Raw genomic sequence first — 12,512 nt, 5'->3', positions numbered from 1 at the left:
CTGATGAGTGGCGAGCCAGTATCGCGAACCAATGTCTCGTGAGGCTGCGAGCCGACTCATCAGGCGAATTGTTCGTTCGGGTCATCAAGCACCATGTGACGGCGCTTGCAGGCAAAATGCTGGGGCGACCTTAGAAATACCCTTCGCGCTTCTTCTTCTCCATGGAGCCTGCCTGGTCGTGATCGATGGCACGCCCGGAGCGCTCACTGGTACGCGTCAGCAGCATTTCCTGGATGATTTCCGGCAGGGTCGCGGCGGTGGATTCCACGGCGCCGGTCAGCGGGTAGCAGCCCAGGGTACGGAAACGCACGGACTTCATTTCCGGCACTTCGCCTTCCTTGAGCGGCAGACGGTCGTCGTCGACCATGATGTCGAGGCCATCACGCTTCACTACCGGACGCACGGCGGAGTAGTACAGCGGCACGATCTTGATGGATTCGAGATAGATGTACTGCCAGATGTCCAGCTCGGTCCAGTTGGAGAGCGGGAAGACGCGGATGGACTCGCCCTTGTTGATCTTCGAGTTGTAGATGTTCCACAGCTCCGGACGCTGATTCTTGGGGTCCCAGCGGTGGTACTGATCACGGAAGGAGTAGACACGCTCCTTGGCCCGCGAGGCTTCCTCGTCACGACGTGCACCACCGAAGGCAGCATCGAAGCCGTGCTTGTCGAGTGCCTGCTTGAGACCGGCGGTCTTCATGATGTCGGTGTACTTGGCGCTACCGTGATCGAACGGGTTGATGCCCGCCTCGACGCCTTCCTGGTTGATGTGCTCGATCAACTCCATGCCGACTTCCGCGGCCATCTCGTCGCGGAACTTGATCATTTCCTGGAATTTCCAGGTGGTGTTGACGTGCATCAGCGGGAACGGCGGGACGCCCGGCGCGAAAGCCTTGCGCGCCAGGTGCAGCATGACGGCGGAATCCTTGCCGATGGAATACAGCATGACCGGATTGGCAAATTCCGCTGCCACTTCACGGATGATGTGGATGGATTCGGCCTCAAGCTGCTTGAGGTGGGTCTGACGTTCGGGGGTAAGCATCGCGTGCGGCAACCTCATGAGCGCTGGGAGTCGCCCCGAAAGGCGGCCCGTGACAGACAGGGCATGCCCGAAGGTCATGACGAGCCAGGAGAGCCTCACTCTCTCGTCCCACGGAGCATGCTGGATACCATTACGGTACCCGCGCCGCCTTGATAACGTCAAAGAATCAGAAACTATCTTTTAAGACCAAAAAGGCATACCTGATACCCATGGGCCTTGCACCAGACTCATCAACGCCGAGGGCATTCACGCTGACGTCCAGAACATTCATGCTGATGCTGTGGCAGCACCAGCGCCTGGGGCAAGCTTGCCCGCCCCTTCTTGCGAGCCTGGCTAGAGCGTGACCCGCTCCACCCAGGTCTCGAGATGCTCGCCATCGAGATCCACCACGCGCAAACCGGGACGCGCCGCCTCATCCACGGCGAAATCATGGCTCAGCGGAGCGAACTGATCGGAGGTGGAGGGAACGCCATAGACGGCCACACTTCCCTGCCCACACGTCTTGAGTTGCGTGAAGGCCTGATGGATATGCCCACACAGCACGGCCCGCACCTGCGGGTATGGGCGCAACGTTTCCCACAGTGCATCGCGGTCGGCAAGACCCAGCACATCCATCCAGTCCGAGCCGATCGGCAGTGGATGATGATGCATGGCCAGCAGGATCGGGCGCGGGTCCAGCTCGACGGAAAGCGCCAGTGACTGCGCAAGCTCGCTCAACTGCTCCTCGCCAAGCTCACCCCCGGCCTGCCCGGTGACGCGCGAATCCAGACACAGCAGTCGCCAGTCGCCCAGATCCAGCTCGTGATGGAAGGGACGCAGCTCCTGCATGAATTCAGGGTGATCGTGGTTGCCCGCGAACCAGAACCAGGGACAGCCCAGGCCATCGAACAGCTCTGCCGCCATGCGATAGGAGGCAGGGCTCTCGTCCTGGCTGACATCACCGGTCACCAGCAGGATATCGGGCCGCAGGCGCGAGGCATGCGCCATCACCGCCTCCAGCTGACGCCAGGGGAAGCCCAGCCGTGAACGCGCGTCAGGGTCGGCGCGCAGATGGCAATCACTTATCTGAATCAGTCGCATCGGTCTCTCGAGCAGCAGGGAAATGAACAGAACCGCGACGGCCGGGCCATCGCGGTTCTGTCAATCAAGACGGTTAATCCATCGGGTGTCAGCGCCTGTGCGCCATGCCAGCGTTGAGCGTCACGGCAATTCCGGCACGTCCGCCTGCCCGAAGGCGCGGGCATGGGTCAGCCATTCGCCGAGAAAGCGATTGAGCTGCAGCTTTTCGTCCGGCTGGTGCATGCGCGGATTCGGGTAACGATTGCGCCCTGAGAAGTGACGCTGGCGCTGAAAGTCGGTGACCTCCGCCATGCGCACGTCGTGGTAAAGGTGCACGCTCATGCGCGGCGAATCGATGATGTGGTCCAGCACGCCGGTCTGGGCGACCGTGACCATGGTGGTATAGGGCGCGCATTCGACCACCTCGAGCAGCAGCGTGCCGAAGTGGCCCTGGTTGCCCGCCAGCGGGAAGGCGAAGCTGTCACCGGCCTCGGCCTTGCCGAGGATGCGCGTGAGGCGCAGATAATTGGACCCGCACTCGGCATGGAGTGCTTTTAGGTCAGCCACATAGGCTTTCTTGACCTGCATGGGCGATCTCCTTGCGAATCTCAGAACATTGGCATGTTGTCTGTCAAAGCACGCCCGCCATCGTGCGTGGCAAGATGCGGGCACCGCGCGATAAATCAAGCGCTGCGCCAGCGCTCAGGCTGTCGACGTTCAGCCATCAGCTCTCGGCTATCGACTCCAGTTCTCGGGACTGAAGCTGAGACGAAAACCGAGACTGATACGGACACTGACGCAGACAGTGATCTGTTGCTGGCTGCCGGTTTTCAGCAAGCCTCTAGAATAGCAGCTCTGACGCACAGGTTGAGGAAGCCTGCGTGAGACACGAGGGATTGCCAAGCTTCGCCTTCACTGCCTCAGGCATGCATGACGCGCAACGAAGCACGTTCACGCAGCAGCCATTGCATGGCCATGATGGCCATCGCATTGCCCAACCGCCCTTGTTCCAGCAGCGTGAGGGCCGCCTGGAAATCGAGCACATGCACGCGGATGTCTTCATTCTCCTCGGCCAGACCATGCACGCCGCCCAGCCCACTGCTGTCACACAGACCGATGAACAGCGTGACCTCCTCGGTGCAGGCGCCGGGGCTCGGGTAGTAGCGGTACAGTTCGATCAGGTCCGTCAGCTCACATCCGGCCTCCTCGATCGCCTCGCGCCGCGCGACCTCATGGGCCTGTTCGTCCTTGTCCACCAGCCCTGCGATCGGCTCCAGACTCCAGGGCGTGCGTGCGTCTTCCAGCATGCCGGCACGAATCTGCTCGACGAAGACCACGCGGTCGTTGACCGGGTCGTAGGGCAATACGCCTACTGCATCGTGACGGACATGCACCTCGCGATGGATCACATCGCTCCAGCCACCGTTGAAACGCTGGTGGCGGAATTCGCGCTGCTCGAGGCGGAAGAAGCCGTCCTGCAACACCCTGGCCTCGACCAGTTCGACATCATCATGTGCGAAGGCCTGTTGCCCTGCGACGTGCTCTTGTTGCTCGCTCATGCATCCTCCTTGGCTGAGCAGGCATTATCCTGTCCTGCCGCGAGACTGGCCAGCCCGTCACCTGCAGACTTGCTTGGCGCGTCGTACTGAGTCAGTCATCAGCGCCATTTGAAGGCATCTGGGCGACTTCTCATCCACAGAGCGGTAAACGACACGGCCCGAGCGGGATCTCCGCTCGGACCGTGGGGCTCAAGGACTCAGTAATTCAGGGAATCGGGAATTCCTTCGAGGCTGTCAGAACAGCGCCTGACACCAGCGCTGCCGTTCACTGGCAGGGCTCACTGATGTCTCTCCAGACAGTCTCCACTTCCAACAGCCATGCAAGCGATACGGATGCCAGAGGCTCACTGCAGGCGCTTGATCAGCGCGGCGATCTCTTTCTGCAATTCCTGATCGGCCAGCTCACGATTGGGTCGTGGCGGCCCGTCCTGAGCGAGACGCGCATGCTTGAGCGCTTCCTCATCACGGCCTTCGGAAGCCAGATAATCGGCGTAATAATAATTGGTATCCATGCCTGTCGGGTTGACCTCAAGGCCCTTGCGCAGCACTTCTCCCGCCTTCTCATCATCCCCGAAGCCCACCGGCCAGCCGGGCGCCTTGTCATAGAGTGCGCCAAGCGTCACATAGGCTGAGGCATTGTCGCCCTCGGGGTCGAGCGTGATCGCCTTCTCGAGCGCGGCCTTGGCTTCCTTGGCCAGATCCAGTGCTCCCAGGCCACCGCGCGCCTTGGCCCATGAGGCCAGGATGATGCCTTCCCAGGTCAGTACATGGGCGTTGTCTGGATATTGATCCGCCAGCGCGCGCACCTCCTTGCCCAGGGCTTCCATGCCCTTTTCCTGAGCATCACCGGAGACCTGATAGTTGATCTGCGCCCAGCGCTTGGAGAGCGGGAAGACGTCATCATCGCCCGGGGCAGCATGGACTCCGGTCATGCCGGCCAGCGTGATGCCCAGCGCCATGCCCCCGGAGAGCAGTACGCGACAGCAACGGGACATGACACGGCAAGACGGGTGTGAAGATGGCAGCATGGGCATGGACAGCTCCCTGATTTTCGTTATTGTTGGCAGATTCAGCATGGGTGACGCGCAAGTGCTCCGGCGAGCACACATTGACTGTAACGAACGTTTGAATCGGCCGCCAATCACCCTTGGTCGCAGGTCTCAACGCTAGCGAACATCGCACACGACGCCTTGAGCCTTACCCACAGAACCAGCGGAGCAGACCATGCAAGGTCGTAACATGACACGCTGGCGCGACCCCAAGACGGACCCGCGCCAGGAAAAGAAGAGCAACGTGATTACCCCGCAGGGCCACGCGAAGATGAAGGGGCTGGCGGACCACTTGAGGCGCGTGAGGCGCCCTGAGCTTTCACGCAAGACGGGCGAGGCCGCCGCCATGGGGGATCGCAGCGAGAATGCGGATTACACCTACAACAAGAAGGCGCTCAATCAGACCATCGCCAGGATCGCCTATCTGGAGAAACGCCTGGATGAACTGACGGTCGTCGATCGCCTGCCCGCGGATCTGGAGCGCGTCTATTTCGCGGCCTTCGTGACGCTGGAGGACGAGCAGGGAGAGGAGATGGAGATCCGCATCGTCGGCCCTGACGAGACCGACAATCCGCGCCGCTGGATCAGCGTCGATGCGCCCCTCGCTCAGGCATTGCTGGGCAAGGGGCTGGATGACGAGGTGAGCGTGGCCGCACCGGGGGGCGAGACGACCTACATCATCACGGCCATCCGCTATCAGTCGCCGGAGGCGTAAGCGGCGAGCTGGGTATCAGTCCTCAGGGAATCAGTCCTCAGGGAATCAGGCCGCAGAGGCTCAGGTCGCAGGGAATCAGCGCGCCTTGCGCGCACGATAGACCTTGAACTGGCGCGTTTCCGCGAGCACTTCAAACTCGCCGAAGGCCGCCTGCAGCAGATCGGGATACGGCAGGAAGGCGTTGGCGACCAGCGTCAGGGTGCCGCCGGGCATCAGATGATCCGGTGCCTGACTGATCAGGCGCGCCGCCGGTCCGTAATCGATATCGCGCTCATGATGGAACGGCGGATTGGCCACGATGGTCTCGAACCGCTCCCCCTCGAACGCCGCGAAGACATCGCTGAGGCGTACGTCCGCCTCAAGCCCGTTGAGCGCCAGGCTGCGACGGGTCGCCTCCACCGCGAAGGCACTGACGTCGCCTGCCATCACGCGCGCACCGTGACGCGCCAGCCAGCAGCTGATGATGCCATCTCCCGCCCCGATATCCAGCGCACGCTTGTAGCCACGGGTCGGCAGGTTCTCCAGCAGCAGTGCGGTCCCCGGGTCCAGCTTGGCATTGCCATAGAGTCCCGGATGACTGGTCAGTCGCATCTCCAGCGCCTCGAATTCGCCCCAGCCTTCTGTCCATTGTCCAGCCACTGCCAGTGGCGATCCACTGCTGGCGGCCTGTTCGGCCGTCAACTCACGCGTAGCGGATGACCACAGCTGGCAACGGCGCGCGGTATCCTCCTTGCGCGCCGTCATTCCCAGCGCCTTGAGGATGCGCTCAGCGCGCTTGATGCCACCGTTGACCTCGCCCACCACCTTGATCGGCGTGCCAGCCGGCAACACATGACACAGCGCCACCAGCCACCACTCGCCCAGCGCGTGCGCCTTGGGCCAGAACATGATGGCGCCCGCAGCTTGCGCGATGGTGTCGTCAGCTCGCGCATCAGCGAAGGACACCGCATGGCTGACCCGGTGCCCTGCTTCCCGCGCGGCATTCACGATGCCGGTATCATGCCCCCAGACACGCCGCTGACGATCCGATGACAGCCACCAGTCATCACGCGGCGCAGCGACCCACAGCCAATCACGGAAATCACTGTCCTGACGCTCGAGCAGCTGACAGGCGGGGGTTTGAGCAGACATGAAGACTCCAACAGGGTAAGAAGATACGGACAACGGCGAGAGCGCCGGATATCGAAACAATACGGTTGTGCAGGCGCCGCCTCAGGCTGGACGCACCAGCTCATAGTGCAGATAGCGGCCCAGATAGACGAAAGGTGGCGTGCGCCAATGCTGGCATTCGAGCGCCAGCAATTTCTGCATGTCAGCCTCGCTCAGCGGGTCGCGTGAACGCAGATAGTCGTGGAAGACGCGCAGCCCGGTCAGCTCGCGCACCTCAAGCCCCGCCTCTGCGGCCCACTGACGTATCTCGCCATCGCGAAGCGGTGAGATGGGTGTCAAGCGCTTGCCGGTACCCCAGCCCGCCAGGCGCCCTTCCAGCACCTTGTCGAAATTGCCCTTGCTGACATTGGAAAACGCCAGCGCATCGCGATTGAAGACACTCAGTGACATGACACCGCCGGGCGCCAGCAACTCCGCGAGCAATGCAAACCCTTCTCGCGGATCGACCAGCCACTCCAGCACGGCGTGGCACACTACCACCGGCCACTGCTGGTCAGTCACGGCGGCGAAGCCCTGCAGATCACATCCCTCCCAGACCAATCGCCCAGCGAACGGCTCATCACTCGACAGCGCGTCGGCTTGACCTGGCATTTGCGGATCTGACATTGCCTGAGCCGCCCGGGAGGGATCAGCCGTCGAACCAGCGGACAGCCCCTGGCCTTGCGGCGCGGCAGTGCTCAGGAAGCGTTTCGCGCGCTCACGCATCTCGCCTGAGGGTTCGATCAACGTGAGATGGTGCCCACGCGTGAGCCACCAGTGGGCTGTCTGCCCGAGCCCCGCACCGATTTCCAATACCGGGGAAGGCGGCAGGTGCGAGAAACGCTCATCCATCAGGCGCTGGGTCAGCGCAAGACGAACACGGCCGCGCTCCGTGGTGTAGAAACCACGTTCGAACTTGTCGGCCAGACCGTCGAAATGACGATCAGCGGTGGCACGGCGAACGCGGGAAGCGCCAGCGCGGGACGAGGTTTTCGGCTCAGGCATGAAGAATATCTTGGCGAAGGAGAAAGAACTGACGTTGCGATGGTGCAGATAATGCCTCACTCACTCGCCAAAGGCACTTCTCGGCGCGGATGAACCGCGATGTGATGCCGCTGATGGCCTGCTGCCACGCATTTCCTCCGCCAAAGGGATCGGCGTAGAATGGCGCCTGCATCGAGGGGCCAAGGAACGGCACATGGCGAGGAAAGCGGTCATGGGGCAGAGAAAGACCGACACTTGATCGACTTGAGCAGCTAAGGCTTCAACGTGACTGACTTGTGCACATCGACTCCACTTCCGACATAGACCTCAGCCATGAAACAACGCGTTCTGCTAATCGTCCGCAAGCTCAACATCGGCGGCATCCAACGCAATACCGTCAATCTCGCCAATGTCTTGCACCGCGAAGGCCATGAGGTTCATGTACTGGTACTGAAGGGTGAACTGGAGCTCGTCCCGGATGCCGGCGTGCATCTTCATCAGGTCGACTTTGACAAGGCATTTCGCAAGACGGGCATCGGCCTGTTCTACGACCTGTTCACCCGCCTGCTGCTGACCCCCTGGATCAAGGGCTCAGGCTACGTCTGGCGAGGCTATTATGGCGGTCACTATCTGCGCCGTTTCGTCGCGCGTCTGGAGAAGGAGCACGGGCCGATCGACCGGGTCATCACGCGCGGCCAGGGCGCCTTCGAGACCTTCTGGTCGTGGCGGGACCCTCGCCTGTGGCAGGTGGCGGTGTCATGGCCCGGCGACCTGAAAGAGGGCTGGCGACAACGCTTCCTGCTGAGCCGCCTGTATAGCGGTAAACAGGTCGTGTGCAATACCGACAATGTGCGTCAGCAACTGGAAAACCTGCTGGACCATCACGGGATCAAGGCGGCGAGACTCGCGACCATCGGCAATGTCTGTGATCTGGATGCCATCGCCGCCATGGCAGAGGAAGAGGTGGAGCTCCCCCCCCGTCCCTACGTGGTGCAGGTGTGTCGCCTCTCGGATGTCAAGCGCCAGGATGTGCTGATCAAGGCATACCTCGCGTCAGGTATCGAGGAAGACCTCGTCATCGTGGGTGATGGCCCCAAGCGGGAAGCCACCGAAGCACTGATCCGCGAGCTGGGTGTCGGCGACAGGGTCCACCTGATCGGTAGCCGCCTGAACCCCTACCCATGGATGAAGCACGCCCGCCTGTTCGTGCTCAGTTCACGCAGTGAGGCCTTCGGCATCGTGCTGGTGGAGAGCATGTGCTGTGGCACGCCATGCGTGGCACCGGATGTCCCCGGCGGCATTCGCAATGTCTTGATCCATGATCAGGCGCGTCTGATCTCCGAAGACTCCATCGAGGCGCTGGCAGCCAAGATTCGTGAAGGTCTCGCCAACCCGCCGGCACTCGACTCGGATCCGGAGCTGATCGAACGCTTCCGCGATACCCGCATCATGCAGGAGTTTCTGTCCCTGCCCACTGATGCCTTGACATCAGACTCCCGCTGACACCAACGCCCTGCATTTATCGAGAGACTTTTCTGCAGGGCTTGTTCTTGCGCCTTCCCGCGACGATTGAGTGACAAGTCGAATCGGTTGAGTGACAAAGCGATCGACAGACACGACGGTACGAGGTCCAGACCGAGAACCAGGACATTGTGAATCGGGTAATCGGACAGGAAGACCAAGTGCGGCAGCTCTTGAGGCGAGCCTGAAGCCGGGCCGGATGCTGCTCACGGCAAGGGCCGAGCACGCAACGCACGGTACAGAGAAGACGATGAGGCGATGACGCAGAAGGCAGGACAGACGACGTCGTCCAGAAGGTGGGGATGCTGGCGCCCCCTGCAGGAGTCGAACCTGCGACCTGCCCCTTAGGAGGGGGCCGCTCTATCCAGCTGAGCTAAGGAGGCGTAGCGAGCGGAAGTATAAGCCATTGAAGTGGCGAGATAAACCCGACAATTGCTGCGACGCCTGCATCACGCCCCCTGTCATCAGCTACATGATTGAGGCGCAGGATCGATAACCTGAGTGCATACTCCACGTCTGATTTCGGTGCCATGCCCCCTGACAGGCTGAGACAACCTCATGAACCTGCCTCCCCTATCCTTCCGACAGCCGGGCCTCCGCGTCGCCAATCATCTCTGCCATCGGGCGCGGGCGCCCCAGCAGGTAGCCCTGAACTCGCGAGCAACCCATGCGCCGCAAGACTTCGAGTTGCTCCACCTCTTCCACGCCTTCCGCCACGACATCGAGTGACAGGGCGCGCGCCATCATCAGCATGGCACGCACGATCTCGTTGCCCGTGGCATGCGTGTCTGGCGATTCCTCTAGACACAGGTCATTGATGAAGCTGCGATCTATCTTCAGCTCCTTGAGTGGCATACGACGCAAACGCGACAGATTCGAGTAGCCAATGCCGAAATCATCAATCGAGAAGCTCAGACCCAAGGCTGCCAGCTGGTCAATCTTCTCGAGCATTGCCGCTTCATCATCCGTCGCCAGGCTCTCGGTGATTTCCATACGCAAGAGCTCAGGCGCGAAGTCATGTTGCGCCAGCAGCCTGGTGACCTGCGGCACGAACTCGCTGCTACGGAACTGTACCTGACTGACGTTGACCGCCATCGGTAGTGAATGCCCTCGGGCGGTCATGGCGGCAAGCTCGCGACAGACCTGCTCCAGCACCCAATGCCCCAGCTCGAGAATCAGCCCGGACTCCTCCGCGATGGGGATGAAGGTCGCTGGCGAGACCATCCCCAGCTGCGGATCATGCCAACGCAGCAATGCCTCGGCGCCACACAATTGCGGCTCACCACTTTCGGGCAGGGAAAATTGCGGCTGGAGGTGGACGCTCAGCCGCTGGCAAGACACGGCTTCACGCAGCGCGTGCTCCATCTGGGCGGCATCGATGATGCGCTGGCGCATCTCTGGTGCGAAGAAACACAGCCGTGCACGCCCGGCCCCCTTGCTTTCATAGAGCGCGATATCCGCTTGATGCAGGAGGTGGCTCCAGGCATCGCCCTCTTCTCTGTCGATCTCGTCGTGCTCCGCCTTGCCGGCCGGCAGCACTTGCTGAGAGCAGGCGCCATAGCCTTCCTCGTGACGCGGATAGAGCGTGATGCCCAACGAGCCGGTCAACTGATGCGTTCGTCCTTCAAGCTCCAGCGGTCCCTGCAGTCGCTCCAGCATCTGCTCCGCCACCTGGCGCGCTCGGCTAGCCGCTTCGCGCGGCCCACCGGCTCTCGGTGCCAGCAGCACGATGAACTCGTCTCCCCCGTGGCGCGCGAGGAAGTCCTGCGGGCCCAGCATCTCAGCCAGACGCGAGGCGACCTGCTTGAGCGCCAGGTCACCGGCATCGTGTCCGAGGATATCGTTGAGACGCTTGAAGTGATCGAGATCCAGGAACATCAGCGCGCCCATCTCGCCGGGTTGGGCCTGCTCCGCCAGCTCACAGAGATGACGACGCACGAGACGCCGGTTGGGCAAACCGGTCAACGAGTCGTGCATGGCCTGATGCGTCAGTTGCTGGTCACGTCGATAGCGTTCGATCGCCAGTCTGGCCACCTTGACCGCGACTTCGAGCAAGCCATGGTGAGTCGCATCGAAGACCTCGCCTGTCTCGGCATAGAAGGCAAAGCTGCCCAGGGGGTTATCGTCGCCATCGAGAATCGGCATCGACAGGCAGGCATCCAACCCCAATGCATGCGGATGCTCACGGAAGCCCTCCCAGGCAGGTTCCTGCGCGATGGAAGGCGTCATGACCGGCTTGCGCCGCCACATCGCCGTCCCACAGGTGCCCACGCCTTCCCCGATCATCAAGCCACAAGTGAACAGCATGAAGCTTGCGGGCAGACTGGGCCCCTGCCCTGCCACGATGGTGAGGCCCACATCATCCAGCAGCAGCAACGAGGAGCGCACCTGAACCGCGGCACCTTCGATGGTCAGGCACAGGTCTCGCAATGTCTTGTCCAGAGACTGGCCTGCCGCCACAGCTTCCAGCAGCTCAAGCTGGGAGTGACTCAACATCAAGGCTCGGTGCATCTGGGTAATGTCCGTCTGCAACCCCAGATACCCATCCACCCGCCCCCCGGAATCCTTGAGCGGAATGCAGCGCAGCCGCAATCGCAGTGGTTGGCCATTGCTGTCGTAATGCACCAGCTCCTCATCGCTGGGTTCGCCGCGGCGGCGCTGTTCACGCAATCGGGTGATGACCAGCAGATCGGATGCCGGCCCCATCAGGAATTCACTGGGCACCTTGCCGACCACCTGCTGCTCTCGATAGCCGAGAAGCTGCTCAAAGGCGGGATTGACCCAGCGAATGCGCCCTTCGAGGTCGTAGCAACAGACGCCGTTGCTGGTGTGATCCAGCAGCTGGTTCAGCAAGCCTTCGGCTTCCTGGCCATTGGCGGGCCGTGAAGTGCTCGGCATGGTGCCAAACGATGTGGTGTCACTCACTGGCGTATCCTCAGCAGACTCCTCTGCGATCCTGGCTGGATGACATGCCGAGCCTTGGGACTCGGCGAATTACCAGCACCAGCGTGCCTGATCCTCGGCACCAGTATGCGGCCTATGTAGCAGTGATAGTAACCCACTGCGATGCGTTGAATATGAGTCCAGCGTCATTCAATCGGCACTGGCGTTGACCATCATCCGGCTCTCGAGCGCCACACAGGCCTTTGAATCGAGCGCGATCACTCCCACAACTCTGACAGCTCAGACTTCAGATGCCTGACAGCATGATCCACACGGAAGCCTCGGGCGTAGTACACACATCACGCCATTCGCCATGGAGAGCCACTCCTTGAACGCTCTGCTGCCCTTTGTGTCAGTCGCACTCTGCATACTGTTATCGGGATGCGGCCCGCGCTACCTTGCGGCCAATGACATCCACCAGGCCCCTTACCTTGATGGATCCTCCCCCTCATCCCATCTCGTGACCCGCGACGCCACATCGCTGGCATGGG

The 12,512-nt window shown here is 61.7% G+C and carries 10 protein-coding genes and 1 tRNA gene; 2 read left to right on the top strand and 9 right to left on the bottom strand.

Features of this window, described 5'->3' with window-relative positions:
- Window positions 1–130: 130 nt before the first annotated feature.
- The 5 genes from cysD to QQF40_RS01945 form a co-directional block, all read right to left on the bottom strand.
- On the bottom strand, window positions 131–1,042 hold the full coding sequence (gene cysD / locus QQF40_RS01965; protein ID WP_054557074.1) for a sulfate adenylyltransferase subunit CysD: 912 nt from the start codon (window positions 1,040–1,042) through the stop codon (window positions 131–133).
- A gap of 333 nt (window positions 1,043–1,375) precedes the next feature.
- Window positions 1,376–2,122, bottom strand: a complete 747-nt coding sequence (locus QQF40_RS01960) for a metallophosphoesterase (RefSeq protein ID WP_175088081.1) — start codon at window positions 2,120–2,122, stop codon at window positions 1,376–1,378.
- Window positions 2,123–2,242: 120 nt separating this feature from the next.
- Window positions 2,243–2,689, bottom strand: coding sequence for a DUF1249 domain-containing protein (locus QQF40_RS01955; RefSeq protein WP_043337025.1), 447 nt, complete (start codon window positions 2,687–2,689; stop codon window positions 2,243–2,245).
- A gap of 332 nt (window positions 2,690–3,021) precedes the next feature.
- Complete coding sequence (locus QQF40_RS01950; protein WP_043337028.1) at window positions 3,022–3,660, bottom strand: NUDIX domain-containing protein; 639 nt, start codon at window positions 3,658–3,660, stop codon at window positions 3,022–3,024.
- 344 nt (window positions 3,661–4,004) lie between these two features.
- Window positions 4,005–4,688, bottom strand: a complete 684-nt coding sequence (locus QQF40_RS01945; RefSeq protein WP_175088082.1) for a tetratricopeptide repeat protein — start codon at window positions 4,686–4,688, stop codon at window positions 4,005–4,007.
- 196 nt (window positions 4,689–4,884) lie between these two features.
- Between QQF40_RS01945 and QQF40_RS01940 the strand changes: the two genes are divergently transcribed.
- Window positions 4,885–5,424: a GreA/GreB family elongation factor gene (locus tag QQF40_RS01940; protein WP_175088083.1), complete on the top strand. Its 540-nt coding sequence runs from the start codon at window positions 4,885–4,887 to the stop codon at window positions 5,422–5,424.
- Between the two features lie 75 nt (window positions 5,425–5,499).
- Here the strand turns inward: QQF40_RS01940 and QQF40_RS01935 are convergent, their stop codons facing one another.
- A complete protein-coding gene (locus QQF40_RS01935; RefSeq protein ID WP_175088084.1) occupies window positions 5,500–6,555 on the bottom strand; it encodes a methyltransferase in 1,056 nt (351 codons plus the stop codon).
- An 81-nt stretch (window positions 6,556–6,636) separates the two neighbouring features.
- Window positions 6,637–7,578 carry a methyltransferase domain-containing protein gene (locus tag QQF40_RS01930; protein WP_175088085.1) on the bottom strand — a complete coding sequence of 314 codons (942 nt, stop codon included), beginning with the start codon at window positions 7,576–7,578 and terminating at the stop codon, window positions 6,637–6,639.
- A gap of 312 nt (window positions 7,579–7,890) precedes the next feature.
- Between QQF40_RS01930 and QQF40_RS01925 the strand changes: the two genes are divergently transcribed.
- The gene (locus QQF40_RS01925; RefSeq protein WP_175088086.1) at window positions 7,891–9,060 is read left to right on the top strand and encodes a glycosyltransferase; all 1,170 of its coding nucleotides are present in this window, start codon (window positions 7,891–7,893) and stop codon (window positions 9,058–9,060) included.
- A 324-nt stretch (window positions 9,061–9,384) separates the two neighbouring features.
- Here QQF40_RS01925 and QQF40_RS01920 read toward each other — a convergent pair.
- Window positions 9,385–9,461, bottom strand: a tRNA-Arg gene (locus tag QQF40_RS01920).
- Between the two features lie 190 nt (window positions 9,462–9,651).
- Complete coding sequence (locus tag QQF40_RS01915) at window positions 9,652–12,003, bottom strand: sensor domain-containing protein (RefSeq protein WP_285460223.1); 2,352 nt, start codon at window positions 12,001–12,003, stop codon at window positions 9,652–9,654.
- Between the last annotated feature and the right edge of the window lie 509 nt (window positions 12,004–12,512).

The organism is Cobetia sp. LC6, assembly GCF_030264805.1.
Taxonomy (GTDB): Bacteria; Pseudomonadota; Gammaproteobacteria; order Pseudomonadales; family Halomonadaceae; genus Cobetia.
Note: the sequence above shows the minus strand (reverse complement) of the source record. Positions and strands in the feature narration are given on the sequence as shown.

Coding starts and splice junctions, on each gene's coding strand:
- cysD (WP_054557074.1), bottom strand. CDS start 1,042: ATGCTTACCCCCGAACGTCAGACCCACCTCAAGCAGCTTGAGGCCGAA.
- QQF40_RS01960 (WP_175088081.1), bottom strand. CDS start 2,122: ATGCGACTGATTCAGATAAGTGATTGCCATCTGCGCGCCGACCCTGAC.
- QQF40_RS01955 (WP_043337025.1), bottom strand. CDS start 2,689: ATGCAGGTCAAGAAAGCCTATGTGGCTGACCTAAAAGCACTCCATGCC.
- QQF40_RS01950 (WP_043337028.1), bottom strand. CDS start 3,660: ATGAGCGAGCAACAAGAGCACGTCGCAGGGCAACAGGCCTTCGCACAT.
- QQF40_RS01945 (WP_175088082.1), bottom strand. CDS start 4,688: ATGCTGCCATCTTCACACCCGTCTTGCCGTGTCATGTCCCGTTGCTGT.
- QQF40_RS01940 (WP_175088083.1), top strand. CDS start 4,885: ATGCAAGGTCGTAACATGACACGCTGGCGCGACCCCAAGACGGACCCG.
- QQF40_RS01935 (WP_175088084.1), bottom strand. CDS start 6,555: ATGTCTGCTCAAACCCCCGCCTGTCAGCTGCTCGAGCGTCAGGACAGT.
- QQF40_RS01930 (WP_175088085.1), bottom strand. CDS start 7,578: ATGCCTGAGCCGAAAACCTCGTCCCGCGCTGGCGCTTCCCGCGTTCGC.
- QQF40_RS01925 (WP_175088086.1), top strand. CDS start 7,891: ATGAAACAACGCGTTCTGCTAATCGTCCGCAAGCTCAACATCGGCGGC.